Source organism: Tateyamaria sp., from assembly GCF_039945315.1.
Taxonomy (GTDB): domain Bacteria; phylum Pseudomonadota; class Alphaproteobacteria; order Rhodobacterales; family Rhodobacteraceae; genus Tateyamaria.
The window spans coordinates 125,702-152,130 of the sequence record NZ_JBDUXB010000003.1 but is presented as its reverse complement, the minus strand read 5'-3'; the positions used below and the strand labels follow the sequence as shown (position 1 = coordinate 152,130).

Below are 26,429 nucleotides of genomic sequence, written 5' to 3'. Positions count from 1 at the left end.
CAGGCGCCTTACTGTATGAACACAACGCCCTTTCCGATGTTGATCACTTGTTCGTCGCGGATCAGGCGAACAGTGCCGTTATAGGTTCCACTGTCCCAATCGCCACGACGGCGTTTGCCAACAGCGCGAAACAACTGGGCCTGGTTTTTTTCTAGGACCACGGTTTCATCCAAGAATACACCTTTGGGTCCGTCGATGCGGAATGCGATGATGTCCTCTGACTGACCCCCAAAGATATGGGCAAAGACGACAAGGGCCGGTGCGGTGCGACTGAGGGTTTCGGCGGTGGCGGTACCTGCTTTTATGTCGCCAAAGTCGGGTACTGCGTCTGCAAAGCCCACGGTCAGGATGCCGCCGGGGCGGTAGATAGGCGGTGTTTTCCACAGAGTTTCCGTGCTGGGGGTGCCACAGGTGATTTGGCCATCCGGATCGAACGGGTCCACAACCTCGCCGTTCTTGCGCACGGTCATGTGAACGTGCGGGAACTGGGTGCGCCCGGACAGCCCTACTTGTCCCAGCACAGTTGTTAGTCGGACGCGGTCACCGGATCGCACTTTGACCGAGCCCTGTTTGAGGTGGCAGTATTGCGTGCTCCACCCGCCGCCGTGGTCGATCGCTACGCCGTTGCCGCAGTCCCGTCCGTCGAAATCAGCAGCAAGGTCAGGTGTATAAATTTGGTCAGGCATCCCGCCCCGCGTTCCGCGCACTGTTCCGGGGGCGGCGGGTTTCACGTCAACACCGCGTTCCATCTGTGCGATGGAGCGCAGCGCGAAGTCGGTGCCAGAGTGGGTGTTATAGGTCAGCGGACCGCAGCGGAAATCCATCGTTGCGTCCGATGAGCCGTGATCCACGTATTGCTGGATATAGCAGTCGGTTTGCAGATTGCAGGCGATGGGGGGATTGAGGAGGATGTCCCTTGCCGCAAGCGGACTTGCGGCAAGGATCAGGCATAGGGACGCAAGCGCGCCCATGCGCATCAGTCTGCGGTCAGAAGCGGAGGCTTGTTTCCGGACAGACGCGGTTTGTCCGGACCTTCCAGTTTCAGGTCCAGCTCGCCGCCTTTGACGCCAACCTTTACCACACCACCCTTCATCAGCTTGCCGAACAAGAGTTCTTCGGCGAGCGGTTTCTTGATGTACTCCTGAATCACGCGGCCCAAGGGGCGTGCGCCCATCTTGTCGTCATAGCCCTTATCAGCGAGCCATTCAGCAGCTGGCTTGGTCAACTCGATGGTCACGTTGCGATCCATCAGTTGTGCTTCAAGCTGAAGCACGAACTTTTCGACCACTTGCAGGATCACCGATTTTGGAAGTGGCGCAAAGCTGATCACTGCGTCCAGACGGTTACGGAACTCAGGTGTGAACGTCCGCTCAATTGCAGCTGTATCCTCGCCCTCACGCCGGTCACGGTTGAACCCGATGGCGGCCTTCGACATTTCCGAGGCACCCGCGTTCGACGTCATGATCAGGATCACGTTGCGGAAATCCACTGTCCGGCCATTGTGGTCGGTCAGCTTGCCGTGGTCCATCACCTGCAAAAGGATGTTGTAGACATCCGGATGTGCCTTTTCCATCTCGTCGAGCAGAAGCACACAGTGCGGATGCTGATCCACACCGTCCGTCAGCATGCCACCTTGGTCAAAGCCGACATAGCCGGGAGGGGCACCGATCAGGCGAGAGACGGCATGTTTCTCCATGTACTCGGACATATCGAACCGCAGCATTTCCACGCCGAGCGTGTCCGCCAATTGCTTGGCCACCTCGGTTTTACCCACGCCGGTGGGACCTGCGAACAGGTAGTTCCCAATGGGTTTTTCAGGTTCGCGCAAGCCAGCCCGCGCCAGTTTGATGGCCGAAGACAGGGCCACGATGGCGTCATCCTGCCCGAACACGACACGTTTGAGGGACGCTTCGAGGTCTTTAAGCGTTTCGGCATCATCTTTGGACACGTTCTTAGGCGGAATGCGTGCGATTTTGGCCACGACATTCTCGATCTCTTTGGTGCCGATCGTCTTGCGCCGTTTGGCGGCGACAACCAGATGCTGGGCCGCACCGGCCTCGTCGATCACATCAATGGCCGAGTCGGGCAGCTTGCGGTCGTTGATGTACCGGCTCGCCAGTTCAACGGATGTTTTGATCGCGTCCGAGGTGTATTTGACCCCGTGGTGATCCTCGAAATAGGGCTTGAGGCCCTTGAGGATCTTTGTGGCGTCTTCGACCGAAGGCTCGTTCACGTCGATCTTTTGGAAACGACGCGACAGTGCGCGATCTTTTTCGAAGTGCTGGCGGAACTCTTTGTATGTTGTTGAGCCCATGGTGCGCAGCTTGCCGCCCTGAAGGGCAGGTTTCAGCAGGTTTGAGGCATCCATAGCGCCGCCTGACGTCGCACCCGCACCGATCACAGTGTGGATTTCGTCGATGAACAGCACCGCGTCGTCATGTTCCTCAAGTTCGGTCACGACAGCCTTCAGCCGTTCTTCGAAATCACCGCGATAGCGTGTACCAGCGAGTAGCGCACCCATATCGAGGCTGTAAATGGTGGTGCCAGAGAGCACTTCGGGTGTTTCACCGGCAACGATTTTGCGTGCGAGGCCCTCGGCGATCGCTGTTTTGCCCACGCCGGGGTCTCCCACCAGAAGCGGGTTGTTCTTGCGGCGGCGGCACAGCACCTGAATGCAGCGCTCTACCTCGGAATCGCGTCCGATCAGCGGATCGATGTCGCCCTCGCGGGATTTTTCGTTGAGGTCCACGCAATATTTGGCCAGAGCGGATTCTTTTTTCTCGCCCTCGGTCACGCCTTGGGGTTCTTCCTCTGCCTCCGGCGCGCCGGACACGGGACGCGCTTCGCCAAAGGCGGGGTCCTTGGCCACACCATGCGCGATAAAGTTCACCGCGTCATAGCGCGTCATATCCTGCTCTTGCAGGAAATAGGCGGCGTTCGATTCACGTTCGGCAAAGATGGCTACCAGCACGTTGGCGCCGGTCACTTCGGTGCGACCAGACGATTGGACGTGAATGGCTGCGCGTTGGATCACCCGCTGAAACGCCGCCGTTGGCACCGCTTCAGAACCGTCGATATCAGTCACTAGATTAGACAGGTCGTCATCGACAAATTCGACCAGCGTTCCGCGCAGCTCATCAATGTCGACCGAGCATGCCTGCATCACGCGGCGTGCGTCCGGTTCATCGACGAGTGACAAAAGAAGATGTTCTAGCGTTGCAAATTCGTGCCGGCGTTCGTTGGCCAGCGCAAGAGCCTGATGAATGGCTTTTTCGAGTGATGTCGAGAATGAAGGCACAGCGGTGCTCCTATCGATCGGGGTTGGCCCGGGGTCTCAAGGGATATCGAGACCCCATACCAACCATGGCCTCATGTGCTTAAGTTTGGTTGAACAGCGCGCGTCTTCAAGGCTTTTCTTTGCCTTGACGCTCACAAATCGTGTGAACAGTGCGAGTTTGTTAACAAAGTGGGCGTGCTGTTAGCGCAATCGCAATCAGAAATTGTCTTTCCGGGTGCGGATTTCTGTGAACACGTCGGCGGCGTTAGCACCGGTCAGGCCCAAGTTGGCTTGAACGGCGGGGTCGTGGGCGCGCAGAAAAGGGTTGGTTGCCAGCTCCTCTGACAGAAGAGAGGGCACCGTGGCCGTGCCGTTTGCGCGTTTGTCGGTCACATCACGGACCCGCGATATAAGCGCTGGATTGTCCGGATCAATGGTCAGCGCAAATTTTGCGTTGGCCGCGGTATATTCGTGGCCCGAATAAACGACTGTGTCGCCGGGAAGTGCGGCCAGCTTTTGCAAAGATGCGTGCATTTGCGGTTTGGTGCCTTCAAACACCCGCCCGCACCCCAATGCCATCAGGCTGTCTGCGGTAAACACGGCGTGTGAGTCGGGGAAGTGAAAGGCGACATGGTTGATCGTGTGGCCTGACACATCAATGACAGTGCCAGTTTGGTTCCCGATACTGACCGTATCTCCCTCGTTGACCGCTACATCCAAGGCAGGCAGACGATGCGCATCCGCTGTGGCCCCAATCACGCGGGCCGGATGGGCGGCGAGCAGGTCGGGCAAACCATCCACATGATCGTAGTGGTGATGCGTGATCAGAACGTCCGAGAGCGTCCAGCCTGTTTCTGCCAGCGCCGCGATTATGGGTGCTGCCTCTGGGATATCAATGGCCGCCGTTGCGCCTGTGTCCGGATCATGGGCGAGATAGGCGTAGTTGTCCGACAGGCAGGGGATCGTGCGAATTTCGAGAGGCATGGCATTTGCGCTTTCTTGGAGTAGGTATAGTGCAAAGGTGGCCCGTGTGCCGCCCAAGGGCAAGAGACCGATGCATCTGGACGTACAAGATCTGCGCAACTTTTATTACCGCAGTGCCTTAGGGCGGGCGGCACAGTCGTCTATGCGGCGCCGCGTGTTTGAATTCTGGCCGGAGGCCAAGGGGCAAACCGTAGCGGGCTTCGGCTTTGCTGTGCCGCTACTGCGCCCCTTTCTGGCTGATGCCCGCCGGGTGATTGCGCTGATGCCCGGCCCTCAGGGTGTGATGCCATGGCCGCCGGATGGAACGAACGTCTCTGTCCTGACCGAAGAGACGCTGTGGCCGATCGAGACCGGGCATGTGGACAAGCTGATCATCCTGCATGGCCTTGAGACATCCGAACGCGCCTTTGATCTTTTGGAGGAGGCATGGAGGGTGTTGGGCCCGGGGGGCAAGGCGTTGTTTATTGTGCCCAACCGGGCCGGGATCTGGTCGCGGCGGGACCGCACACCGTTTGGATTTGGCCGCCCGTATTCGGCCAGCCAGCTTGAGACGCAACTGCGCAAACACCAATTCCTGCCCGAACGGCATTTGGGCGCGCTTTACCAATTCCCGTCTACCAGACGTGTTTGGATGAAGTCGGGTGCGATGTTTGAGAGGGTCGGGCGCGCGATGCCAGGCATGTTTGCGGGGGGCGCATTCATGGTCGAGGCGTCAAAACTTGTCTATCCACCCAAGGGCAAAGTGAAGCCGGCGTTGGCCAAGCGCCAGAAGATTCCCCAAGGGGTGCCTTCGCCAATTGCAGGACGGGTGTGACCGGGCTGGTAGCAAATGCCAACCGATGGCATCGTTTACACGCCAAGTGAGGGTCTCTTCCTGATAGCAGGCCAATTTCGGAACCTTTGCTACACAATCCGAATGCACGACCAAGCCGAGAGCCGCGAATTTCAGCACTTGCCCGGCTGTGTTCAACGGAATCGCATGCAAAAACGTGAGTTTTGCGACAGATTCCCAACATTCCCATCGGGCCAAACGGTCGCACTTTGATTAACCTGCTGAAAACACATGATAACCCAAGAAATGGGTGTTCACGAACATATGTTGCGGGGTCTCGCACCCTCTGCTACATCCCCCCTGATTTCATCGCTTGGAGGTTTCTTCGGGCGAACCAACACCCTCGGGTTTCCGCCAGGCATGGCGCAAATTCGAGGCCAAGACATCGAAAGGGTGGACGTGTCCGAACCAGCTTCGATCTCCACAGGCATCGCTGCACGCTATGCCACAGCTGTCTATGAACTTGCCAAAGAGGCAGGTGACGTCAAAAGCCTTGAAGGCGACATCGAAATCCTGACAGCGGCCATGGCCGAGAGTTCAGATTTCAATGCGCTGATCAATTCACCTCTCTACAGCCGCGATGAACAGCGCGCCGCCGTAACGGCCATTGCCGCTAAGGCGGGACTGACATCGGTGATGAGCAACACGCTGGCACTGATGGCGGACAAGCGCCGCCTGTTCGTGGTGCCACACCTCGTGCAAGCTCTGCGTCTGGCAATTGCCGAGGACAAAGGTGAAGTGACGGCTGACGTCACATCCGCCAAGGTGCTGACCAAGGCGCAAAGCGCAAGCCTTGCCAAGACTCTCAAGGCCCGTATGGGCAAAGACGTCACTATTAATGCTTCCGTCGATGAAAGCCTCATCGGCGGTTTGATCGTAAAAGTGGGCTCGAAGATGATCGACACGTCGATCCGCTCCAAGCTCTCTTCCCTCCAGAATGCAATGAAAGAGGTCGGATAAATGGGTATCCAAGCAGCAGAGATTTCTGCAATCCTTAAAGACCAGATCAAGAACTTTGGTCAGGAAGCAGAAGTGGCCGAAGTGGGCCGCGTTTTGTCCGTGGGCGACGGTATCGCCCGCGTCTACGGCCTCGACAATGTCCAAGCCGGTGAGATGGTTGAATTCCCCGGTGGCATTCAGGGCATGGCTCTGAACCTCGAAACCGACAACGTCGGTGTGGTGATCTTCGGTTCCGACCGTGACATCAAAGAAGGTGACACGGTCAAGCGCACCAACTCAATCGTGGACGTGCCTGTTGGTGACGAACTGCTGGGCCGCGTTGTTGACGGTCTGGGCAACCCGCTGGACGGCAAGGGCCCGATCAAATCCAAAGCGCGTTCGGTTGCGGACGTCAAAGCGCCGGGCATCATCCCACGTAAATCGGTGCACGAGCCGATGGCGACAGGCCTCAAGGCCGTTGACGCGATGATCCCGATTGGCCGTGGCCAGCGTGAGCTGATCATTGGTGACCGTCAGACCGGCAAAACTGCCGTGGCTCTCGACGCGATCCTTAACCAGAAATCCTACAACGACGCCGCGGGCGATGACGAAAGCAAGAAGCTGTACTGCGTCTATGTCGCGGTTGGCCAAAAGCGTTCGACCGTTGCACAGCTGGTGAAGAAGCTCGAAGAATCCGGTGCGATTGAATATTCGATCGTTGTGGCCGCGACCGCGTCCGACCCGGCGCCGATGCAGTTCCTTGCACCCTATGCCGCGACATCCATGGCGGAGCACTTCCGCGACAATGGCCGCCACGCGCTAATCATCTATGATGATCTGTCCAAGCAGGCCGTGTCTTATCGCCAGATGTCCCTGCTTCTGCGCCGCCCACCAGGCCGCGAAGCTTATCCAGGTGACGTTTTCTATCTCCACTCCCGTCTGCTGGAGCGTTCGGCCAAGCTGAACGAAGACAATGGCGCGGGCTCGCTGACGGCTCTGCCGATCATCGAAACCCAAGGCGGCGACGTGTCAGCCTTTATCCCGACAAACGTGATTTCGATCACGGATGGCCAGATCTTCCTTGAAACCGAACTGTTCTATCAAGGCATTCGCCCTGCTGTGAACACCGGTCTGTCAGTTTCGCGGGTTGGTTCGTCTGCCCAGACAGACGCGATGTCGTCTGTTGCGGGTCCGGTGAAACTGTCGCTGGCTCAGTATCGCGAAATGGCTGCCTTCGCTCAGTTTGGTTCTGACCTTGACGCCGCCACTCAGCAGCTGCTGAACCGTGGTGCACGTCTGACCGAGTTGATGAAGCAGGCGCAATATGCACCGCTGACCAACGCCGAGATTGTTTGCGTCATCTTCGCAGGCACGAACGGCTACCTCGACAAATTGCCCGTCGGTGACGTTGGCAAGTTCGAGACAGGTTTGCTGGCCTTCCTGCGCAGCCAGAAGGCTGAATTCCTCAAGTGGATTTCGGATGAAGATCCAAAATTCAAAGGCGGTGAGAACGTCGACAAGATGAAGGCGGTTCTTGACGAGTTCGCTTCGACCTTCGCTTAATTTGGAGGTCGGGCAATGCCAAATCTCAAGGACCTGAAAAATAGGATCGAGAGCGTTAAATCAACGCGCAAGATCACCAAGGCCATGCAGATGGTGGCCGCCGCGAAACTGCGGCGGGCACAGGAAGCAGCCGAGGCGTCACGCCCCTATGCTGAACGGTTTACGGCCGTGATGGCGGGGCTCGCGTCTGCAGCGGCAGGATCGGACAGCGCGCCGAAACTGCTGAGCGGCACGGGGTCAGATCAGACGCACCTGCTGGTGGTTATGACGTCCGAGCGCGGTCTGTGCGGTGGGTTCAACACGAACATCGCCAAGCTGGCGCGCACCAAGGCGCAGGAGCTGCAAGCTGCTGGAAAGACCGTCAAAATCTTGACTGTCGGCAAAAAAGGCCGGGACCAGTTGAAACGTGATTTTGGCGATGCGTTCGTCGGTCACGTGGATATGTCCGAGGTCAAGCGGATGTCCTACGGCGACGCACAAGGTGTGGCCAAGGATGTTCTGGGCCGCTTTGATGCGTGTGACTTCGACGTGGCAACGATCTTTTTCGCGCGCTTCCAGAACGTTGTGACGCAAATCCCGACGGCGCAGCAGATCATCCCCTTTGCGATCCCTGAGGATTACGAAGCGGGCGAGACGCTTTATGACTACGAACCGGATGAAGAGGCGATCCTCGCTGACCTTCTGCCCCGGGCCGTGGCCACCGCGATCTTTTCCGCTTTGCTGGAAAATGGCGCATCCGAACAAGGCGCGCGCATGTCCGCGATGGACAACGCAACGCGCAACGCGGGCGACATGATTGATCAGTTGACCATTCAGTACAACCGCTCGCGTCAGGCCGTCATCACGAACGAGCTGATCGAAATTATTTCCGGCGCGGAAGCGCTGTAAGAAAACCGGAGACGAAACATGGCAAACGCTAAAGGCAAAATCACACAGGTCATCGGGGCCGTCTGCGACGTGCAGTTCGATGATCACCTGCCGGAAATTCTGAACGCGCTGACCACGGACAACAACGGCAACAAGCTGGTGTTGGAAGTTGCGCAGCACTTGGGCGAAAACACCGTACGCTGTATCGCGATGGACTCCTCCGAAGGCCTCGTGCGCGGACAGGAAGTTGTGGACACAGACGGCCCGATCATGGTGCCCGTTGGCCCCAAAACACTGGGTCGCATCCTTAACGTGGTGGGTGAACCTGTGGACGAAGGTGGTCCAGTCGGCGCCGAAGAATTCCGCCCCATTCACGCCGACGCGCCAGCTTTTGCCGAACAGTCCACAGAATCCGAAATTCTGGTCACCGGCATCAAGGTCGTTGACTTGCTGGCACCCTATTCCAAAGGTGGTAAGATCGGCCTCTTCGGCGGTGCCGGTGTGGGCAAGACCGTTCTGATCATGGAACTCATCAACAACATCGCCAAAGTGCACTCGGGCTATTCCGTGTTCGCGGGCGTGGGTGAGCGGACGCGTGAAGGCAACGACCTTTATCACGAGATGATCGAATCCAACGTGATCAAGCCCGATAACCTCGAAGAATCGCAGGTTGCTCTGGTTTACGGCCAGATGAACGAACCTCCCGGAGCGCGTGCGCGTGTTGCTCTGACCGGTCTGACACTGGCCGAACAGTTCCGCGATGCCTCCGGCACAGACGTTCTGTTCTTCGTCGACAACATCTTCCGCTTTACGCAAGCGGGCTCCGAAGTTTCGGCTCTGCTCGGCCGTATTCCTTCGGCGGTGGGTTACCAGCCAACACTGGCGACTGACATGGGGCAAATGCAGGAACGGATTACATCGACCAAGTCCGGTTCGATCACATCGATCCAGGCTGTTTATGTTCCTGCGGATGACTTGACCGACCCAGCACCCGCCACAACATTCGCCCACTTGGACGCGACAACCGTTCTGTCCCGTGCGATTTCCGAACTGGGTATCTACCCGGCTGTGGACCCGCTCGACAGCTCCTCGCGCCTGATGGACCCGCAGATTGTGGGTGAAGAGCACTACAAGGTTGCGTCCGACGTTCAGCAGATCCTTCAGCGCTACAAATCGCTGCAAGACATCATCGCGATCCTCGGCATGGACGAACTGTCCGAAGAGGACAAACTGACTGTGGCACGTGCGCGGAAAATCCAGCGCTTCCTGTCCCAGCCGTTCGACGTGGCCAAAGTGTTCACCGGCTCTGACGGTGTGCAGGTTCCGCTGGAAGACACGATTGCCTCGTTCAAGGCGGTTGTTGCTGGCGAATACGATCACCTGCCCGAAGGCGCCTTCTACATGGTTGGCGGCATCGAGGATGTGATTGCTAAGGCTCAGAAAATGGCTGCCGACGCAGCCTAATGTGCGGGGCGGGGGATATCCCCGCCTTACATCTCCGATCAACCTCCGGGCGCACGGGTCTGACCCAAGCGTTCAAATGAGGAGAAGACTATGCAATTTGATCTTGTGTCGCCCGAACGCGAACTGGCGTCTATGGATGCGGCTTCGGTTCAAATCCCCGGCGCGGACGGTGATATGACGGTCATGGCGGATCACGCCCCGACCATCACGACCTTGCGCCCCGGTGTTCTACGGGTTGAGGCGGGTGGCAACACGCATGAGTATGTTGTCACCGGTGGCTTTGCCGAGATTGGGACGCAAGGCGTTTCGGTTCTTGCTGAACGTGCTGTTGCCAAGAGCGACATGACCCAGGACGACATGGACGCAATGTTTGACGAGGTGCAGGACGTTTACAACCGCGCCAAGCAGGCAGCGGACGGTAACACCGGTCCAGTAGACGATGCAGCCAAGCTGATGGCGGATATTGTTGCCGTGGGATCTGAAATCGGTTTGAGCACTAAATCGCCGAGCCTGTAGGCCGTTTTATCGCGACAGTTGAAAAAGGGGCTCCGACCTTTGTCGGGGCCCTTTTTTATGCGCAGTCCCAATATTGCCGTTTTGTTTTGTTAGGTGCATCAACGTAGCCGAGTTGATGACCTGACGATTTTGAGACGACGATCCCATGAAGCGACTAGAGAACCACCTGATCGGCATCGACCAAGGCGACGTCATTTTGTTTTCCGATTTTGAAAACGATGGTGAGATGTGGACGGGGCGTGGGCCACGTGAACGGCGTCGCAGTATTAAATTCTCTGAAACGTACCAGACTGCACCGTCTGTACACGTCTCTATTTCTATGTGGGATGTGGACACCAAAACGCCACTGCGCGCTGATGTGTCCGCTGACGCGGTTTCGCCAGAAGGTTTTGATCTGGTCTTTCGTACTTGGGGGGACACGCGCGTTGCCCGGGTGCGTGTGGCGTGGATGTCCGTCGGCGCGCTGGCAGAGACGGATGACTGGAATCTTTACTGATTGGTTTTGCCCCTGGCAGGCCAGCCCCTCGGGCGGGAGGGATAAAGTGGCAACCTCAGCGCAGGACTGACGCAAGGAACTGTTTGGTGCGTTCCTTTTGAGGGTTGGAAAAGATCACGTCAGGCGGACCCTCTTCTGCGATCACACCTTTGTCCATAAAGCAGATACGATCGGCAAGCTCGCGGGCAAATCCCATTTCATGCGTGGCCAGCACCATTGTCATTCCGTCATCCCGCAGGGATCGCAGTACATCCAGCACCTCGCCAACCAATTCAGGGTCGAGTGCCGAAGTGATTTCGTCAAAGAGCATCGTTTGTGGTCGCATCGCCAGCGCTCTGATCACAGCAACCCGTTGTTGTTGCCCGCCTGAAAGCTGATCCGGGTATTTGGTCATGTGCGCTGACAGACCAAAGTGTTCGAACAGTGCCTCAATCCGTGTCCTTGCGTCCTCGGCCAGAACGCGGCGCGGAGCGAGTGCGACGTTGTCGTAGGCGGTCATGTGAGGAAAGAGATTGAAAGACTGAAAGACGATCCCGATCTTTTGGCGGATCGGGGCGAGGTCAAAACCGGGTTCGGCGATGTCGACCCCGTCCAGGCGAACTTCGCCGTCATCCACCGGTTCCAGCCCGTTCATGCACCGCAACAATGTCGACTTGCCTGACCCGGACGCACCAATCAGGCAGACCATTTCGCCCGGGTTCACTACCAGATCGATCCCATGCAGCACCTCGACGTCGCCAAAGCTCTTTTTCACGCCACTGAGCGCGAGCCTAGGTTCTGGCATTGCGATCCCTGTTCATAAGATAGTCGGCGTAGCGCGTGGCAGGCACGGTAACGCACAGAAAAATCACTGCGGCGGCTACATAGGGTGTGAAATTGGCCAGTAGGCTTTTAAAGATACCGGCCTGCCGCAAAATCTCCACCGGTCCGATAAAAGACAACAGGGCTACGTCCTTTTGCAGGGCCACGAGCATGTTCATATTGGCCGGGACCACCCGTCGGATGGCTTGGGGCAACACTACATAACGCATCGTGTCCCGTTCGCTGAGCCCCAGACAGACAGCGGCGTTGCGCTGGCTTTCGTGGATGCTTTCGATGCCTGAACGCAGTACTTCTGCGACATAGGCCGAATACGTCAGGACCAGCGCCACTGTGCCCCATATGTAGGGTGAATTCCACGGGCGCGGCAGTCCAAGCCCCGGAATGCCAAAGCCCACCAGATAGACCAACAGGACAACCGGAATTCCGCGAAACAAATCAACATAGATGGCCCCGAAGATGCGCAGCGGGAACAGTACCGGCGCCCGCGCACCGCGCGCCAAAGCGATGGCAAGGCCGAGAGCTGCGATCAGAGGCACAGACCACGCAAAGATCGCGATGTTGATCAGGAACGCGCTCAGCAGATCAGGAAATGTGCGGGCAAAGATCTCAGCGTTGAAAAAGGACGCCTGTACGCCCTCCCACCCCGGTGCCAGTGGCACGAGGACAATCAAAAGGACAAGCACGACAGCCGTGCTACCCCCGGCAAGCAGGTTGGCCCGGCGGCGCTGCCGGGCCTCGTAAGCGGCGCGGCGTGTGGTCACTTGATCAGAGGTACTCCGACGGCGGCTTGCAGCCACTCGGCCTCGATGGCGGCCAGTTCGCCGCTTGCCGTCAGTGCGGCGAGGGCTTCGTCGACGCACTCTTTAAGAGCGGACCCTTCTGGCATCAATGCTCCGAACTGATCGGGGCTTTCGGCCGCCGACGGATCGAACTGGCCCAGCACCACTCCATTGTCCATCAGGACAGCTGCAGTGAAGAGGGCGGTGGGCAAATCAAACAGCGCAGCGTCAATCTGACCTGCCTGCATTGCGGCCGTAATGTTGGCGTTGTCATCATAGACCAGTGGGGATTGGGTGGGCTTGATTGTCTCTGTGACGACGGGCAGGGCGGTGGTCGATGCGACAACACCCCACTTCATGGCCTTAAGGCTTTCCATGGTCGGTTTGGCCCCGGCATCGACGGTCTCGACTGTCGTCATTACGGCCTGAGGGGCGGTGTAGTAGGGGGCAGAGAAGTCGACGACTCGATCACGGTCTGCGGTTATCGAAAACTGCTGCATGTTGAGGTCAAAGTTCTTGGCACCGGGTTGGATCGCCTCGTCAAACGAGGTGCGCACCCATGTGACCGCGTCGTCGGCAAAACCCATTTCACCTGCAATGGCATAAGCCACGGCGGCTTCGAACCCTTGCTTGGCTTCAGGGGCGTCGTCGATGACCCACGGATAGTAGGCAGGGTTGCCAGTGGCGATGGTCAGGGTCCCTTCGGTCAGGGTCTTGCCTGCAGCACAGTGACCAGCGGCAAAGGCGCCTGAGGCGGAGAGGGTCAGGAGGGTGGCGGTCAGAATGGTCTTCATGGCTACAGTCCCCGTTTTGGATTTTGACAGGATCATCGGAAATGAAGGCAGGGGAGTCTAGGGGTTTTTGTTGGACTTCGGTGTTCCAAGTCGAGGCAGTGTGAAGGGAAGCGATATCAACGGGATGCAGACGTCTTTGCCTATATGTGTTACGTGTCCGTGTTGCTGCCATCTTTGATAGAACACCAAAGGATCCAAAGCAGATGCATCCCACCGAAAAGACAGTGCGCCAGTTCCACGAGTCCTGGGACATGCGCGACCCGGATCGGGGTGCAGAGGTCATCGCGGATGATTGTGATTTCCAAGATATTGCGCGCGGCGAAAAACTCACCGGGAAAGAGGCCTACAAAGAAGACTACTATCGTTGGCGCGAGGCGTTTCCGGATGGGCTGTGCAAGGTTGAGAACGTCATCGTGAGCCAGTGTGGAGAGTGGGCGACGGTCGAGTTTCGCAACACCGGAACGCACAGGGGCACGCTGCGCTCAAGCCTTGGGGATTTCCCGGCGACGGGCAAACGGGCCGAAGTGCGGTACTGTTCGGTGATGCGGGTCAAGGATGGGATGGTGGTTGAAGGACGCGATTACTACGACAGCGTCACCATTGCCCGACAATTGGGCTTGGTGGATTAGGGCGCTCGCCCGAGGATACAAGCGCAATGGTAAGGATCAACGCACCTTGCCTGCGCCTCTTAAAGGGCGGTGACCAGACGTGTCTGGTTCTTTAGGTGCCTTTCGACCAGCTTTGTTTGTCGCCGGTTGGTCGGGATATAAAGTTTCGAAGACGCGTCTTCGAGCGGCAACTTGATGCCAGGAAATATCCGCCTGATTTCATCGAGTATTTTTGCGGGCAGGGCGTTCATCGCTTCGGCTCCGAGAAACAGGCTTTCGGTTGGGGCGCCGTCTGCAAAGATGATCTCGTGCGCATCAAACAACAGATGGAAGTATTCGATAGAGGACACAGAGGCGTCGACAAAAATGCCCTTTTGCGAAGTCAGTTTGTTGGCCGCAACCAGCACGTCGGCACTGCCGAACATGCGTTTGGCGATGGGAGATGACACGACCATTCTGTGCTGGCGCGACACCAGCAGGTCCTCTGACGGGAGGCCCGGCCCCAAGGCGCCCGCGCATATGCGCACCGGATAGAGCCGTGGATTCTGGTCCAGTTCATCCTTGCTGATGGCACGTTTAAAGATCTTTCTCAGCGGTTTGTGGACTCCGTCAAACGTGTAGACGCGCGCCCCTGACTTGAGGTCTTCAACCTTGACTAGGCCATGACTGGTTTGAATTTGCGCACCTGTTGTCAGGCAGGGCACGCTGTCGGGGTTTGGGTTTGTCTGGGTGAAGTAGGACGTCCCGCCATCGTCTGTTTCGAGGGATGAGCCTGCTCCGGCGATGCCAATCTCATCAGAGGTTGTCCCGTTTGCGGGACCTTCTGTTGCGGTCACGCCGCCAACGGTATCATTGAAGGACACAAAGGAATAAACGGTGCCGTTTTCGCTCAACGCCACCGCGTTCGACAGGGCCACGCCGTTAAAGTTCGTGGCATCCCCGTTTTCGATCAGGTAAACGTCCTTGCCGTTCACGGTGGTTGGGGTCAGCACCGAAAGGTTGCTTGAACTTCTGATCGAGCCGTTTGAATTGTAGATGGTCAGAACCAAATCTGGCACGTCATAGCCCACATCAACCGCAACTTCGATGAAGTCGAGGTTGGCACCGCCCAGATATTTGATCTCTGACAGAAACGGATCGGCCATGGGTCTGAGACTTCCTTTTCGAGCCGGGTTTAGCCGTGAAACATGGCATCTTTGCGATTTGGTCAGAGGCGTGATTGCCGCTTTTATCCGCCTGTCGATATAGCAGTTTTGACCCAATGAACCAACGCGGGCGCAATGGATGGCCCGCTTGGGTGGTGCATTTATGCCAACCGCTTGCGCGCCTTAGAGGGGTACGAGGCGTGCCCGTGCTGGGTACATCAAAAAACGCGCCCCGGAACAGGGCGCGTTTTGATTGGTTTGATGGTGTGTGAAAAAGGGGAGATTATCCCGCAATCAGTCCCATGCTTTCCAGTTTCAGCAGGACCTGATGGGCGCAGTTGTCCACATCTACATTCTCAGTTTCGACGCTCAGTTCTGGGTTGGCAGGAACGTCGTAGGGGTCTGAAATTCCTGTAAATTCCTTGATCTTTCCTTCGCGTGCCAGTTTATAAAGCCCCTTGCGGTCACGGCGTTCGCATTCCTCGATAGAGGTGGCGACGTAGATTTCGACAAAGGCCCCAAATGCTTCAACATCTTCGCGCACAGCACGCCGGGTGGTCGCATAAGGCGCGATGGGTGCACAGATGGCGATGCCGCCGTTCTTGGTGATCTCGCTTGCCACGTATCCGATGCGGCGGATGTTGAGATCGCGGTGCTCTTTGGAGAACCCAAGTTCGGAGGACAGGTTTTTGCGCACGATATCGCCGTCAAGCAGCGTCACGGGGCGCCCGCCCATTTCCATCAGTTTGACCATCAGGGCGTTGGCGATTGTCGATTTACCCGACCCGGAAAACCCGGTGAAGAAGACGGTAAAGCCCTGCTGTGCCCGTGGTGGTTTGGTTTTGCGCAGTTCAGCCACGACTTCGGGGAACGAGAACCATTCGGGGATTTCCAGCCCTTCGGACAGGCGGCGGCGCAATTCGGTGCCCGAGATGTTGAGGATGGTGATGTCATCCTTGTCCTTGATCTCGTCAATGGCCTCGTATTGGGCGCGCTCCTGCACCCAGACCATGTGTTTGAAGTCGACCATTTCGATGCCCATTTCGGCCTGATGTTCGCGGAACAGGTCCTGTGCGTCGTAAGGCCCATAGAAATCTTCGCCTGCCGAGTTCTGGCCGGGGCCAGCGTGGTCACGACCGACGATGAAGTGGGTGCAGCCGTGGTTTTTCCGGATCAGGCCGTGCCAGACCGCTTCGCGTGGGCCAGCCATACGCATTGCCAGATTGAGCAGGGACATGGATGTGGTGGCTTGGGGGTATTTGTCCAGCACCGCCTCGTAGCAGCGTACGCGGGTGAAGTGATCGACGTCACCGGGTTTGGTCAGCCCGACGACCGGGTGGATCAGCAGGTTGGCTTGGGCCTCGCGTGCGGCGCGGAAGGTCAGTTCCTGGTGCGCGCGGTGCAGCGGATTGCGGGTTTGGAATGCGACAACCTTGCGCCAGCCCATTTTGCGGAAATAGGCGCGCAATTCATTGGGTGTGTTGCGCTTGGCCCGGAAGTCGTAGTGCACCGGTTGCTGGATGCCTGTGACGGGCCCGCCGAGGTAGATGTCGCCTGCGGTGTTGTGCAAGTAGTTGACGGACGGGTGCGCGCTGTCGTCAGCGCCGAACACCTGCTCGGCTTCGTGTGCTTTGTTGGGTGTCCAGCGGTCTGTCACGGTCATGGTGGCGAGGATCACGCCCTCTTGGTCGCGCAGGGCGATGTCCTGACCAATTTCGAGCTGGCCTGCGAATTTATCGTTTACGTCCAGTGTGATGGGCATTGGCCACAGCGCGCCGTCTGTGGTGCGCATCGTGTCCACGACAGAGTTGTAATCGGCCTCGGACAGGAACCCTTTGAGCGGATTGAACCCACCGTTCATCAGCAATTCCAGATCGCAGATCTGGCGCGGTGTGAGGTCCCAGCTGACCAGATCGCCTGCGTCGGCTTTCAGTTTCTGGGCGCTGTCGTAGGACACGAACAGCTCGGGGATCGGGGCGAGGTTATTTTCCATCAATTTGGTCCTGTAGTTCAAGGGATTAAAGCCGGAGGTGGTGCCCGTCAGTTCGGCGTAGAGCGCGTCGTATTCGGCGAACTTTCGGGTCAGGAATTGGTCGATCAGGCGGTTCTTTTCGCCTGCTCCGCGGGTTGTGAGCGCATAAGAGTAACGTTGGCGTTTGTCGGTGCTGTCTTTGTTGCCGATTTTGACCAGACCGGCGGCGGTGGCATCGCGCAGCAGGGCGTTGAGACGGCCCAGCGAAATACCTATGGTCTGCGCCATGGCCCGTTGGGACGCATCCGGGGCGATGTCGAGTTGACGCAGCAGACGGAACATCTGGTCGTCGCGTGCGTCGCTGGATTTGGATGCTGTACTGGGCACCGGGTCACTCGTGTTTGTTCACGAGTGAACGTATGTCACGAAAAGTATGTTCAGAAAAGAACAAACTTTGAATTTGGCGCGGATTTTTGGATCTGTGGTTAATCGGGCACGCTTGGGTCTGCCTTTGGGCGGGCCGTCCTGACATATCAATTTTGACTGGCTTGTGATCGGTGCTAGCGTTCTGCTCTGTTGATCGCCGAAACGGGGGAGCCGCATGTACGAAATCCAAAAGCCGGTCACGACTGCTGATCAGATCGAAGATATCCTCGACACGCCGACGATGCATCCCAGTCAGGTCAACAAAGTCATTGACCACATTGATCACAATTGCCGGGCGTGGATCGAAAGAACCACCTTTGTCGCCATTGCCAGCAGCGATGCAAACGGTCGGATGGATGTTTCGCCCAAAGGGGACCCGGCCGGGTTCATCAAGTTTCTGGACCCCAAGACTCTCGCCATCCCCGACCGCATCGGCAACAAGCGCGGGGATACATTTCACAACATTCTGCAAAACCCGGCTATCGGCCTGATGCTGGTGGTTCCGATGCGCAAGGAAGTCGTGCGCATTAACGGTGTGGGCGAAATTGCGCGGGATGACGACATTCTGGACATGACAACCGTCAATGGCCACCGCCCAAACCTTGCGCTGATCGTGCGTGTTCAAGAGGCATTCTTTCACTGCGGCAAGTCGATGATCCGGTCCCGGATGTGGCAACCAGAGCATTGGGGGTCGATCGAGGGCTTGCCGACCTATGCCGAGGCTCTCAAAGACATGGGCAAGATGGACAGCCCACTAGAGGACATCGAGGCGCGCATGGCCTATAACGAGACGGGGCGGCTGTACTGACAGAAACCGACGACGCTGTCAGGTATAGCGATTTTGCGGCAGCACTGGCCTGTCCAGCACAGGTGTCGCAGCACTATGCGAGGGCGTTTTCGCCGGCTTTCCCCAGCGTGTCTTGCAATTGGTTGGCTTGATCTATCGCCAGCGCGGGCAGGGGATGTTCAAGGCCGCGCAAGGAGAGCTGGACCATGTTGCTTGTCGCAACGGCGTGTCCGGCGGCTTGAAGGGTTTCTTCGGATATCAAGGCCTGAACAGCGAGCCCCTTGGTTTCGCTCTCGAGGCGTGAGGCGGTGTTCACCGTGTCCCCGATCAACGTCCGGGGGGCTTGGCCCGCTGCCCCAATCTCGCCCAGCACGACATTGCCCAGATGCACACCGATGCCAATCGCTACGGGCGCGCCGCCTTCGCTTTTGAGTGTTTCGTTGAAAGTCTCAAGCGCGTGTCCGATGCCTTCGACAGCTTGGATCGCGGCACGTGCAGAGGCACTGGGCGTGTCCGTCTCAAACACCGCCATCAGCCCATCGCCCATGTACTTGTCCACGGTCCCGCCAGCCTTGTTGATCGGCGGCACGATCTGGTCGAAAAAGCGGTTTAGCAGGAACACAACGTCATAGGGCAACTGCCCGTCTGTGCGGGCGGTGAACCCGCGCATATCAAGGAACAGGACGGCCAGTTGCGCCTCTTTCCCTTGGCTTGCGTGGGCGCGGCTGCGTTTGCCGTCAGGCGCAAAGACGCGAAAAACGCTGATCGGGGCGCTGGGCCGCATCTGGCAGGCAAGCCGCGCATTGGGGGGAGCGCCGACGGCGGCCAGTGTGCGGGCCTCTGCCTCGGATGGCGGGGGCAGGTCGTCCATCCCGTCTTCGACGATGACGCGGCAGGTGGTACAGCGTCCACGCCCGCCACACAGTGCCGTATGGGCTACGCCGTTGCTGCGCGAGGTTTCCAGCAGCGTTTGGCCGCGCGGTGCGCGCACTTGGGGGCCATCAATGTATTGAACCCGGATCGGTTTGCGCAATGCCGTCATCGTGCGACGTACGCCAAAGACAAACAGGGCAAGGGCCAGCACTGCCCAAACTGCCAGAGTGGATTGCTGATCGAATTGGGCCAGCAGCTGAAACCCTTCCCTGTCAGGGAAGTTCCATGCCTGCCGGGCAAGGTCTGCGGCCCGTGGATCTTGCATCAGCCCGCGCATCACCCGCGCGGAGATGACAAACCCAACAAGCGCGAGTGTCGGGATCAGGACGCTAACGCCGACAATCCAAGGAAATGATGCCCGCCACCAACGTGTCACCCTTAACCACACGTGCATCCCGATCATGCCGTGCACCCATGTGACAATGACCAAGAGTGCCTGCATCCAACCATCCCACGTGGTCCAGATCAGAGTGTTGATATAGCCAAGCGTGGTGTTCACGCCCAATACCTCGTGTGCCGCACGAGTGTATATCACGTGGCTGACAAGGATCAGGGGTATGATCAACCCGAGCGAGATTTGCAGCGCGTCGCGCAGCGGCATCCGAAGAGAACGCGCCAAGGCCACCTTGCCCAGTGACAGCGCCATATGGGCAAGCAGCGCCAGTCCGATCACGGTTGTGCCGATATCAGAACGGATGACCCAAAACCGCACCTTCTGCACCATGTCATATGCATCCGGTGAGATCAGGGCCGAGGCGAGATTTATCAGGTGGGCCGCGACATAGGCCATCAAGATCAACCCGGACACGATCCGAATGCGGGTCGCCCAACTGCCGCGCCACAGCTCTGAATTCATCTTGTTCTCTCGATCCTGTCTGGTCCGTGCACAGTGGCGCGCGTGCCTGCCCCGGTCAACGGGAGGCGCGCGGCATTGAGGTAACAGTCCAAGGGCAGGATTTATTCAGCGACGGCGGTGTAATCCATTGCTGCGTCCTCGACACCGTTTTCGGCGATAAACCGTTCCGCCTCGAGAGCGGCCATACAGCCCATGCCCGCAGACGTGACGGCCTGCCGGTATTTGTGGTCTGTGAGGTCGCCCGCAGCAAACACGCCCGGAATGGAAGTTTCTGTGCTGTCGGGTTTGGTGACCACGTAGCCGCCCATGTGGGTGTCCAGCACATCCTTGACCAGTTCGTTGGCAGGCGCGTGGCCGATGGCCACAAAGACGCCCTTGGCCGGGATGTCCGTGATTTCACCTGTTTGCGTGTGTTTGACCTTGATCCCTTCGACGCCAAGGGGCGTGTCCGTCCCATAGACCTCCTCGAGCTGATGGAACCAGAGCGGTTCGATCTTGGGGTTTTTCATCAGCCGGTCGATCAGGATCTTTTCTGCGCGCAGTTCGTCCCGGCGGTGGATCAGCGTGACTTTGGAGGCGAAATTGGTGAGGAACAGCGCCTCTTCGACGGCCGTATTGCCACCGCCGATCACGGCGATTTCCTGACCGCGATAGAAGAAGCCGTCGCAGGTGGCGCAGGCGGAAACGCCAAAGCCTTTGAATTTTTCCTCAGACGGCAGGCCAAGCCATTTGGCGCGCGCGCCCGTGGCAAGGATAATCGCGTCGGCCACATAAACCGTGCCGCTGTCGGATTGCGCAACGAAGGGCCGTTTGGAGAAGTCCACGGAACTGATGATGTCACCGATGATTTCGCAGCCCATGGCCGTGGCGTGACTTTCCATCCGCACCATCAGATCAGGGCCCTGCACCTCGGTGTCACCAGGCCAATTTTCGACTTCGGTCGTGGTGGTCAACTGCCCGCCTGGTTCGATCCCTTGCACGAGGATGGGGTCGAGCATCGCTCGACTGGCGTAGACGCCCGCTGTGTATCCGGCAGGGCCGGAGCCGATGATCAGAACCTTGGTGCGTTTTGTGTCGGACATTTGGCAGCTCTCCTGAGGCGGGGATTGTTGTGATGATATAGACTTGCGTGCCATGGGTTTGAACCCCGATTTTGGCAGGCAGATGTGTGCGCTGCGCATAGGTCTTACGCGAAATAAATTTTCAAATGTTGCGCAAGTGTGAAATATTATTGCGCGCTTGACCCGGCCTGCTATAACATCGCGTAAAATGAGGGGGCAATCATGGCAAGCACACGTCTGGACGAGATCGATCGAAAGATTCTGGCCGAATTGCAGGCGGATGGCCGCATGACCAATGTGGAACTGGCCAAACGGGTGGGTATTTCAGCTCCGCCTTGCTTGCGCCGTGTGCGCACGCTGGAAGAGTCAGGGTACATCCGTGGCTATCACGGTGACGTGGACGCCCATGTTCTGGGTTTCGAAGTGCAGGTGTTTGCCAATGTAGGTCTGGCCAGTCAGGCCGAGGCCGACCTGAGTGCGTTCGAAGATCGCTGCCGTGCGTGGCCGCTGGTACGCGAGTGTCACATGCTGAACGGCGAAGTTGACTTCATCCTAAAATGCGTGGCGCCAGACCTGTCCAGCTTTCAGAGCTTTCTGACAGGCGAGTTGCTAACCACTCCCAATGTGGAATCCGTCAAGACATCGCTGGTGATCCGGCAGGCCAAGGATGCCCCTGGCGTGCCGTTTGATGTGCTTGAGGAGCGATTGGCCAAGTCGGCCTAGGCTGCCTCTGGCGCGCGTGGGTGTGCCAATGGACCGAAATCCGTGATGTGCGAAACTCGCGGGAACATCGACAGAAACTGATCGCGCTGGGCGTATGACATGTCGCGGGTGCCACCCATACCGGGGTGAAAGGTTTCGACCATCATGCCGCCCACATCCACCGCCGCATGGCGCGTCAGGCACAGGTGAAACAAGTGTACCGGTGTGGGCGGAGAGACTTCAATCACGTTCACGCCGTCCACAAAATCGCTGATTGGGGTCAGGGTCTGCGCGCCGCCAGTTGATCCGCGCAAATGCGGTGGCGTTTGCAGAACGCGCGCGCCCTTGCCCAGTGAAACAAAAGAAGATGGGCGGCTTTGCCCAAAGCTGTCCGCCATGATCCGCACCAGCGGCATGCGCCGCCCTGAATGGGCAGGCACGAAGGTGGTTGATCCGATCCATGTCACCTCTGCCGGTTGACCGGCCGATGTGTTGAGCCAGTCGCCGGGCACAAGGTCTTCGATTGCAATAGCCCCATGAGGACCGGCCAGAGTAGTCCCGCGGGCAAAAGCAGAAAATGCGGTTTCAAACAGGGGGAGCATCGGCGCTTGAAAACTGTGCACAAAGCGCGTGCCATCGGGGTTGAGCGCGGCCACATCATAGGAACGGGTCGGCATTACAGGGGTGGAGGGAGCGCGATGTGTGCGCATAGCAGCGGGGATCGTCATGTGTAACCTCAGTCTTACTGGTCACATCCGTGTCGGCCCCCACCGACGACGACAGATGGGCTCTAGCCATGTGTCTCAACAATATAGATTAATTCTGAAATTAGCCGCAAATTATCAATAAAAGGGGAACATAAACTGAGTAAGGCGCATCAATGATGCGCCTTTGGTCGGGATTGTTGACGCCTTGCAGGACAAGCGCGCCACATTTGATTCGAGGGGCGCGGATCAGCGCTTATGCAGATTTGCGCAGAACTGCCGCTGAGTTCCGCTTGGCGATAAAGGCTGCCCGCCGTGTACCGCGTGCCCATGGCAGTTGGGTGGTATCTTCTTTGGCCGATTTGACCACGGATTTGATGAAACGTGTTTTTGCCATCTGTTCTATTGCCTTCGCGTTTTTTTTGTTCTGTCCGGGCTTTTGCCCGCCTCGCATACAGAATGGCGCTGCATTCGGGCGCGTTTTTGACGGCCCTGCGCGTTTTTCGAAAATTTGAGAAAAACTTTCTGGCCAATCATGGCGTGGCGCACATTTTGCAAAAACCCTTAATTATTTGGGCTTTGCCTCATGCATTGGTGCGCGAAGGGAAACAATGGGGCGCAGTTGCGGCGACTTGTGCCTTGTCCGTGCCCTGATCACAGCACGATGGCCGAGATCAATCGTCCGTAGTCGGGATCCTTGGCGTGTACTGAACGGCGGTAGGAATAGAACCTATCGGCATCAAAATATGTGCAGTGCCTTGTCCACTCAGCAGACCCCACCCCGGCAGCACGCAATCGTGCCAGCCCGTAACCGGGCAAGTCAAAATGCATCCTGTCACCGTCACCACCTGCGAAAAAGCGGGCGTTTTCGGGATCTTCATCCAGAAAGGTATCAAAAAACTCCGGCCCCACTTCGTAAGCGCGCTGGCTGATCGAGGGGCCGATGACGGCATGGATATTTTCGCGGTTGGCCCCGAGGGTGACCATTGCGTCTACAGTCGCTTCAAGCACCCCAGCTTGTGCACCTTTCCAACCGGCATGGGCAGCGCCGATTACGCCCGCGCCTGCATCGGCAAAGAGCACAGGCTGGCAGTCCGCCGTTAGTACTGTCAGAGCAAGGCCAGGCGTGGCAGTGACCAACCCGTCGGCGCGGGGTTTTTCGGTTTGGGCACCGCTGACATGGATCGCATCACTCGAATGCACTTGGTGTACGGCTGCAAGATGGTCGTCGGGCACTTCAAGCGCCTCCGCCACACGGCTCCGGTTGATTGCAACGATTTCGGTCTGATCCGTGCTGCCGGTGCCGCAATTCAGCCCCTCAAACACACCCGAAGATGCCCCACCTTTGCGCGTGAAGAAGCCGTGGCGCAGGGGCGCGAGAGTGTCGGCGGTCAGGATTTCAAGCGTCATGGCTCCAGTCCGGGCGGGGGCGGTGCATCTGGCGGGTAGAGACCCAGCACCTTAAACAGGTTTCCCATTTCATCGGGGTGCGTCAACCGTCGATGTGCTGCAATATGGGCATTCAGGTTCTCTTCCGTCATCGCACTGGCGAGTGTTTGCGCACGATTGGTGATTCCCAGCCGTTCGAGGAAGACACCCTGAGGCGTCAGGCGCGTGAATGTGGCCGGGGCGGCGGCGCTGCTGAGGGCCTCAAAATCCACATGTGTGGTCAGGTCTGCGTGCCCGGGGGCATCCAATGGGTCAGTAGGGACGTGCCCACGCAGGGCTTGAAGCGTATCCCCTAGGCTGCGCCAGTCGCCGTAGTCGATGATCAGCGCTGCACCGCCCTTGGCCACACGCGCGCCGATGTCCGCAGTGATTGCCTGTGCCGGGGCGTTCAGTTCCACCAGATCGCCGTCCTTTGTATCCTCCAGCCTGTGGTCAAGGGCGGGTTGCGGGCCAACGGGAGAGAGGCCGAAGGTCAGTGTTTCGTCCTTTAGTCCAACACTGCGTTCGCGCCACCCAGTGCCGTCACGCTGAAACTGTCGTACCGGCAGGGCGTCAAAGAATTCATTGGCGACAAGCCAAAGGGGGAGGTCGGGCAAGTCGGCAACTGTGTCGATCCATGTCGGAGTAAATGGGGCCAGTGTCTCTGCTTGCAGCGTCTTAAGTACTGGTGACGCCTCGACCAGTACGATCCGAGCACCGTCATGGAACCCGGGTACTTTTTTTGTTGCCCGCAAGGTATCGGCCATCAAGGTGCCGCGCCCGGGGCCGAGTTCTGCCAGTGTGAAGGGACTTGGTAATCCTTGATCCAGCCAGCTTTGCGCCAGGCACAGGCCGATCAGTTCACCAAACATCTGGCTGATTTCCGGGGCGGTCGTGAAATCCCCATCCGCGCCAAGCGGGTCACGGGTGCTGTAGTACCCGTGTGTGGGGTGCAGAAGCGCCGTGCTCATATACTCGGCAACGGTTATTGGTCCCGAGGCCGCAATCCGGGCCGCCAGTTCCCGTTCCAGCGTCATGCGGCACTTAGGCCAATCCGGCGCGCGCGCCAGATCAGAAAGAGACCCAGAAAGATCATCGGCAGCGATAACAGTTGCCCCATCGTCAGCCCGTAGCCGCCCACATGCCAGGCCAGTCCCAGTGGGTTGGCAGGACCGACAAATTGCGCATCTGGTTGGCGGACGAATTCAACTGCAAAGCGCGACAACCCGTAGCCTGCAAGGAAAGTGCCACAGACCAGACCGGGCCGCTTGAACGCTTCGCGCCGCCAGACCATCCACAAAAGGAGGGTGAGCAAGACAAATCCCTCAAGAAAGGCCTCGTAAAGCTGCGAAGGGTGGCGCGCACACGCGCCAACGATCTGCGGGCAGTATTGTGCGGCTTGCCCAGGAAAGATAACGCCCCACGGCAGCTCGGTAGGCCGCCCCCAAAGCTCAGCATTGATGAAGTTGGCGATCCGGCCGAGGAGCAGACCGGGCGGTACGCCCAGAGCGATTGCGTCTGCCGCACTAAGTTGCGAGATTTTGTGGCGTCTTGTGTAGAGGAACGCGGCAAGCACCACGCCCAAAAGCCCGCCGTGGAAAGCCATGCCGCCTTCCCAGATGGCGAGGATCGCGAACGGATTTTCGAGGTACACGCCGGGTTGATAGAACAGAACGTAGCCGAGGCGCCCACCCAAAAGAACGCCGAGAATGATCCATGTCAGCATGTCTTCGATCTGCGCGGGGGACATGACGGGTTGCTGCCCGGGCCAGAGCCGAGGCGTCTTGACCGTCATCACCACCAGCCGCCAGCCGATAATGATCCCAACGATATAGGCCAGCGCATACCAGCGCAGGGCCAAATCCATGCCAAACAGCGAAATGGAAAATATCTCGGGCGAGATGTTGGGGAAGGGGAGGAGCGCGTTCATCTGCGTCTGAATGCCTCTGGCTGCGGGTAAGGTCAAGCTTGCCCCGTGGGCTTGTGGCCCCCATATAGGGGTCAGCTTTGAACGGGAGACGACAGATGCAGGCACGTGGCAAGATTTTCGACGATATCTCGCAACTGATGACCAACGCGATGGGCGTCGCCCAAGGCGCGCGGGACGAGGCCGAGACGGCGATGAAGTCGATGATGGACCGCTGGCTGGCGGACCGTGATTTTGTCACCCGCGAGGAATTCGACGCGGTCCGCGCGATGGCGCAAAAAGCCCGCGAAGAAAACGAAGCGCTGAAAGCGCGTCTGGATGCGATGGAAGCAGCGTCCAAGTAAGCCGTTTGACTTATCAGGGCCCGATCACTGATCGGCGCCTGATCAAACGGAGGCGCTGCCGCACCATTCCAAAGATGTAAGTTGCACGTGATTGCCCGGTGTTCGACCAGGCTTTCTGCGTAAATTGGCGCTGTGCCCGGGATAAGCTGGCAATCGCGAGCCCGGCGATGCACTGTGTCGACCGATACCTTCGGAAATTTGCT

Annotated in this window: 27 protein-coding genes; 12 read left to right on the top strand and 15 right to left on the bottom strand. The window is 58.2% G+C overall.

The genetic code is table 11. From position 1 onward, the window contains the following. Nucleotides 1–8: 8 nt before the first annotated feature. The 3 genes from ABJD00_RS01270 to gloB all read right to left on the bottom strand — a co-directional run bounded on the left by ABJD00_RS01270 (nucleotide 9) and on the right by gloB (nucleotide 4,261). Entirely contained in the window at nucleotides 9–971 is a 963-nt protein-coding gene (locus ABJD00_RS01270) for a M23 family metallopeptidase (protein ID WP_413830324.1), read from the bottom strand. A 5-nt stretch (nucleotides 972–976) separates the two neighbouring features. Further along, nucleotides 977–3,298: an ATP-dependent Clp protease ATP-binding subunit ClpA gene (gene clpA, locus ABJD00_RS01265; RefSeq protein WP_413830322.1), complete on the bottom strand. Its 2,322-nt coding sequence runs from the start codon at nucleotides 3,296–3,298 to the stop codon at nucleotides 977–979. 195 nt (nucleotides 3,299–3,493) lie between these two features. Then, nucleotides 3,494–4,261, bottom strand: coding sequence for a hydroxyacylglutathione hydrolase (gene gloB / locus ABJD00_RS01260; RefSeq protein ID WP_413830320.1), 768 nt, complete (start codon nucleotides 4,259–4,261; stop codon nucleotides 3,494–3,496). A gap of 70 nt (nucleotides 4,262–4,331) precedes the next feature. Here gloB and ABJD00_RS01255 point away from each other — a divergent pair, with 70 nt between their 5' ends. From ABJD00_RS01255 to ABJD00_RS01225, 7 genes are all read left to right on the top strand, one after another. Next, nucleotides 4,332–5,075: a hypothetical protein gene (locus ABJD00_RS01255; protein ID WP_413830318.1), complete on the top strand. Its 744-nt coding sequence runs from the start codon at nucleotides 4,332–4,334 to the stop codon at nucleotides 5,073–5,075. Between the two features lie 417 nt (nucleotides 5,076–5,492). After that, nucleotides 5,493–6,053: a F0F1 ATP synthase subunit delta gene (locus ABJD00_RS01250; protein ID WP_413830316.1), complete on the top strand. Its 561-nt coding sequence runs from the start codon at nucleotides 5,493–5,495 to the stop codon at nucleotides 6,051–6,053. Next, complete coding sequence (gene atpA / locus ABJD00_RS01245) at nucleotides 6,054–7,595, top strand: F0F1 ATP synthase subunit alpha (protein ID WP_413830314.1); 1,542 nt, start codon at nucleotides 6,054–6,056, stop codon at nucleotides 7,593–7,595. Between the two features lie 15 nt (nucleotides 7,596–7,610). Beyond that, nucleotides 7,611–8,483, top strand: coding sequence for a F0F1 ATP synthase subunit gamma (locus tag ABJD00_RS01240; RefSeq protein ID WP_413830312.1), 873 nt, complete (start codon nucleotides 7,611–7,613; stop codon nucleotides 8,481–8,483). Between the two features lie 18 nt (nucleotides 8,484–8,501). After that, nucleotides 8,502–9,926 carry a F0F1 ATP synthase subunit beta gene (atpD, locus tag ABJD00_RS01235; RefSeq protein ID WP_413830310.1) on the top strand — a complete coding sequence of 475 codons (1,425 nt, stop codon included), beginning with the start codon at nucleotides 8,502–8,504 and terminating at the stop codon, nucleotides 9,924–9,926. Nucleotides 9,927–10,016: 90 nt separating this feature from the next. Then, nucleotides 10,017–10,442: a F0F1 ATP synthase subunit epsilon gene (locus ABJD00_RS01230; protein WP_413830308.1), complete on the top strand. Its 426-nt coding sequence runs from the start codon at nucleotides 10,017–10,019 to the stop codon at nucleotides 10,440–10,442. A gap of 145 nt (nucleotides 10,443–10,587) precedes the next feature. Then, nucleotides 10,588–10,938, top strand: a complete 351-nt coding sequence (locus ABJD00_RS01225; protein WP_413830306.1) for an H-type lectin domain-containing protein — start codon at nucleotides 10,588–10,590, stop codon at nucleotides 10,936–10,938. A gap of 55 nt (nucleotides 10,939–10,993) precedes the next feature. On the opposite strand, the gene ABJD00_RS01220 is transcribed toward ABJD00_RS01225, so the two are convergent. From ABJD00_RS01220 to ABJD00_RS01210, 3 genes are read right to left on the bottom strand one after another with little or no spacing between them, the layout of a single operon-like run. Then, nucleotides 10,994–11,722, bottom strand: coding sequence for an amino acid ABC transporter ATP-binding protein (locus tag ABJD00_RS01220; RefSeq protein WP_413830304.1), 729 nt, complete (start codon nucleotides 11,720–11,722; stop codon nucleotides 10,994–10,996). Then, on the bottom strand, nucleotides 11,709–12,521 hold the full coding sequence (locus ABJD00_RS01215) for an amino acid ABC transporter permease (RefSeq protein ID WP_413830302.1): 813 nt from the start codon (nucleotides 12,519–12,521) through the stop codon (nucleotides 11,709–11,711). The genes ABJD00_RS01220 and ABJD00_RS01215 overlap by 14 nt, the downstream gene beginning before the upstream one ends. Then, on the bottom strand, nucleotides 12,518–13,333 hold the full coding sequence (locus ABJD00_RS01210) for an ABC transporter substrate-binding protein (RefSeq protein ID WP_413830300.1): 816 nt from the start codon (nucleotides 13,331–13,333) through the stop codon (nucleotides 12,518–12,520). Before ABJD00_RS01210 ends, ABJD00_RS01215 begins: the two co-directional genes overlap by 4 nt. Nucleotides 13,334–13,536: 203 nt before the next feature. Between ABJD00_RS01210 and ABJD00_RS01205 the strand changes: the two genes are divergently transcribed. Then, nucleotides 13,537–13,962, top strand: a complete 426-nt coding sequence (locus tag ABJD00_RS01205) for an ester cyclase (RefSeq protein ID WP_413830298.1) — start codon at nucleotides 13,537–13,539, stop codon at nucleotides 13,960–13,962. A 59-nt stretch (nucleotides 13,963–14,021) separates the two neighbouring features. On the opposite strand, the gene ABJD00_RS01200 is transcribed toward ABJD00_RS01205, so the two are convergent. Continuing rightward, entirely contained in the window at nucleotides 14,022–15,086 is a 1,065-nt protein-coding gene (locus tag ABJD00_RS01200; protein ID WP_413830296.1) for a Hint domain-containing protein, read from the bottom strand. A gap of 283 nt (nucleotides 15,087–15,369) precedes the next feature. Next, nucleotides 15,370–17,400, bottom strand: a complete 2,031-nt coding sequence (locus tag ABJD00_RS01195; RefSeq protein WP_413830379.1) for a bifunctional sulfate adenylyltransferase/adenylylsulfate kinase — start codon at nucleotides 17,398–17,400, stop codon at nucleotides 15,370–15,372. A gap of 259 nt (nucleotides 17,401–17,659) precedes the next feature. On the opposite strand from ABJD00_RS01195, the gene ABJD00_RS01190 reads away from it, so the two are divergent. Next, nucleotides 17,660–18,292, top strand: a complete 633-nt coding sequence (locus ABJD00_RS01190; RefSeq protein WP_413830294.1) for an MSMEG_1061 family FMN-dependent PPOX-type flavoprotein — start codon at nucleotides 17,660–17,662, stop codon at nucleotides 18,290–18,292. A gap of 73 nt (nucleotides 18,293–18,365) precedes the next feature. Here ABJD00_RS01190 and ABJD00_RS01185 read toward each other — a convergent pair whose 3' ends face one another. Further along, a complete protein-coding gene (locus ABJD00_RS01185) occupies nucleotides 18,366–20,060 on the bottom strand; it encodes an adenylate/guanylate cyclase domain-containing protein (protein ID WP_413830292.1) in 1,695 nt (564 codons plus the stop codon). Nucleotides 20,061–20,161: 101 nt separating this feature from the next. Then, complete coding sequence (gene trxB / locus ABJD00_RS01180) at nucleotides 20,162–21,142, bottom strand: thioredoxin-disulfide reductase (protein WP_413830290.1); 981 nt, start codon at nucleotides 21,140–21,142, stop codon at nucleotides 20,162–20,164. Nucleotides 21,143–21,343: 201 nt separating this feature from the next. Between trxB and ABJD00_RS01175 the strand changes: the two genes are divergently transcribed. Beyond that, nucleotides 21,344–21,844: an Lrp/AsnC family transcriptional regulator gene (locus ABJD00_RS01175; protein WP_413830288.1), complete on the top strand. Its 501-nt coding sequence runs from the start codon at nucleotides 21,344–21,346 to the stop codon at nucleotides 21,842–21,844. Here the strand turns inward: ABJD00_RS01175 and ABJD00_RS01170 are convergent. Both ABJD00_RS01170 and ABJD00_RS01165 read right to left on the bottom strand, forming a co-directional pair. Beyond that, on the bottom strand, nucleotides 21,841–22,551 hold the full coding sequence (locus tag ABJD00_RS01170) for a Hint domain-containing protein (RefSeq protein ID WP_413830286.1): 711 nt from the start codon (nucleotides 22,549–22,551) through the stop codon (nucleotides 21,841–21,843). The two genes, ABJD00_RS01175 and ABJD00_RS01170, sit on opposite strands and share 4 nt — an antisense overlap. A 232-nt stretch (nucleotides 22,552–22,783) precedes the next feature. Then, complete coding sequence (locus ABJD00_RS01165) at nucleotides 22,784–22,924, bottom strand: hypothetical protein (protein WP_413830284.1); 141 nt, start codon at nucleotides 22,922–22,924, stop codon at nucleotides 22,784–22,786. On the opposite strand from ABJD00_RS01165, the gene ABJD00_RS01160 reads away from it, so the two are divergent. Then, complete coding sequence (locus ABJD00_RS01160) at nucleotides 22,912–23,181, top strand: hypothetical protein (RefSeq protein ID WP_413853627.1); 270 nt, start codon at nucleotides 22,912–22,914, stop codon at nucleotides 23,179–23,181. The genes ABJD00_RS01165 and ABJD00_RS01160 overlap by 13 nt on opposite strands. On the opposite strand, the gene pgeF is transcribed toward ABJD00_RS01160, so the two are convergent. Genes pgeF through lgt form a run of 3 tightly spaced genes read right to left on the bottom strand, consistent with a single transcriptional unit; the run spans nucleotide 23,182 to nucleotide 25,885 of the window. Next, entirely contained in the window at nucleotides 23,182–23,937 is a 756-nt protein-coding gene (gene pgeF / locus ABJD00_RS01155; RefSeq protein WP_413830280.1) for a peptidoglycan editing factor PgeF, read from the bottom strand. It abuts the gene before it with no gap. After that, nucleotides 23,934–24,992, bottom strand: coding sequence for a class I SAM-dependent methyltransferase (locus ABJD00_RS01150; protein WP_413830278.1), 1,059 nt, complete (start codon nucleotides 24,990–24,992; stop codon nucleotides 23,934–23,936). Before ABJD00_RS01150 ends, pgeF begins: the two co-directional genes overlap by 4 nt. Then, the gene (gene lgt / locus ABJD00_RS01145) at nucleotides 24,989–25,885 is read right to left on the bottom strand and encodes a prolipoprotein diacylglyceryl transferase (protein WP_413830276.1); all 897 of its coding nucleotides are present in this window, start codon (nucleotides 25,883–25,885) and stop codon (nucleotides 24,989–24,991) included. Before lgt ends, ABJD00_RS01150 begins: the two co-directional genes overlap by 4 nt. Nucleotides 25,886–25,980: 95 nt before the next feature. On the opposite strand from lgt, the gene ABJD00_RS01140 reads away from it, so the two are divergent. Beyond that, nucleotides 25,981–26,226, top strand: a complete 246-nt coding sequence (locus ABJD00_RS01140) for an accessory factor UbiK family protein (protein ID WP_413830274.1) — start codon at nucleotides 25,981–25,983, stop codon at nucleotides 26,224–26,226. The last annotated feature ends 203 nt before the right edge of the window (nucleotides 26,227–26,429 follow it).

Coding starts and splice junctions, on each gene's coding strand:
- ABJD00_RS01270 (WP_413830324.1), bottom strand. CDS start 971: ATGGGCGCGCTTGCGTCCCTATGCCTGATCCTTGCCGCAAGTCCGCTT.
- gloB (WP_413830320.1), bottom strand. CDS start 4,261: ATGCCTCTCGAAATTCGCACGATCCCCTGCCTGTCGGACAACTACGCC.
- ABJD00_RS01255 (WP_413830318.1), top strand. CDS start 4,332: ATGCATCTGGACGTACAAGATCTGCGCAACTTTTATTACCGCAGTGCC.
- atpA (WP_413830314.1), top strand. CDS start 6,054: ATGGGTATCCAAGCAGCAGAGATTTCTGCAATCCTTAAAGACCAGATC.
- ABJD00_RS01240 (WP_413830312.1), top strand. CDS start 7,611: ATGCCAAATCTCAAGGACCTGAAAAATAGGATCGAGAGCGTTAAATCA.
- atpD (WP_413830310.1), top strand. CDS start 8,502: ATGGCAAACGCTAAAGGCAAAATCACACAGGTCATCGGGGCCGTCTGC.
- ABJD00_RS01230 (WP_413830308.1), top strand. CDS start 10,017: ATGCAATTTGATCTTGTGTCGCCCGAACGCGAACTGGCGTCTATGGAT.
- ABJD00_RS01225 (WP_413830306.1), top strand. CDS start 10,588: ATGAAGCGACTAGAGAACCACCTGATCGGCATCGACCAAGGCGACGTC.
- ABJD00_RS01220 (WP_413830304.1), bottom strand. CDS start 11,722: ATGCCAGAACCTAGGCTCGCGCTCAGTGGCGTGAAAAAGAGCTTTGGC.
- ABJD00_RS01210 (WP_413830300.1), bottom strand. CDS start 13,333: ATGAAGACCATTCTGACCGCCACCCTCCTGACCCTCTCCGCCTCAGGC.
- ABJD00_RS01205 (WP_413830298.1), top strand. CDS start 13,537: ATGCATCCCACCGAAAAGACAGTGCGCCAGTTCCACGAGTCCTGGGAC.
- ABJD00_RS01200 (WP_413830296.1), bottom strand. CDS start 15,086: ATGGCCGATCCGTTTCTGTCAGAGATCAAATATCTGGGCGGTGCCAAC.
- ABJD00_RS01195 (WP_413830379.1), bottom strand. CDS start 17,400: ATGTTCCGTCTGCTGCGTCAACTCGACATCGCCCCGGATGCGTCCCAA.
- ABJD00_RS01190 (WP_413830294.1), top strand. CDS start 17,660: ATGTACGAAATCCAAAAGCCGGTCACGACTGCTGATCAGATCGAAGAT.
- ABJD00_RS01185 (WP_413830292.1), bottom strand. CDS start 20,060: ATGAATTCAGAGCTGTGGCGCGGCAGTTGGGCGACCCGCATTCGGATC.
- trxB (WP_413830290.1), bottom strand. CDS start 21,142: ATGTCCGACACAAAACGCACCAAGGTTCTGATCATCGGCTCCGGCCCT.
- ABJD00_RS01175 (WP_413830288.1), top strand. CDS start 21,344: ATGGCAAGCACACGTCTGGACGAGATCGATCGAAAGATTCTGGCCGAA.
- ABJD00_RS01170 (WP_413830286.1), bottom strand. CDS start 22,551: ATGACGATCCCCGCTGCTATGCGCACACATCGCGCTCCCTCCACCCCT.
- ABJD00_RS01165 (WP_413830284.1), bottom strand. CDS start 22,924: ATGGCAAAAACACGTTTCATCAAATCCGTGGTCAAATCGGCCAAAGAA.
- pgeF (WP_413830280.1), bottom strand. CDS start 23,937: ATGACGCTTGAAATCCTGACCGCCGACACTCTCGCGCCCCTGCGCCAC.
- ABJD00_RS01150 (WP_413830278.1), bottom strand. CDS start 24,992: ATGACGCTGGAACGGGAACTGGCGGCCCGGATTGCGGCCTCGGGACCA.
- lgt (WP_413830276.1), bottom strand. CDS start 25,885: ATGAACGCGCTCCTCCCCTTCCCCAACATCTCGCCCGAGATATTTTCC.
- ABJD00_RS01140 (WP_413830274.1), top strand. CDS start 25,981: ATGCAGGCACGTGGCAAGATTTTCGACGATATCTCGCAACTGATGACC.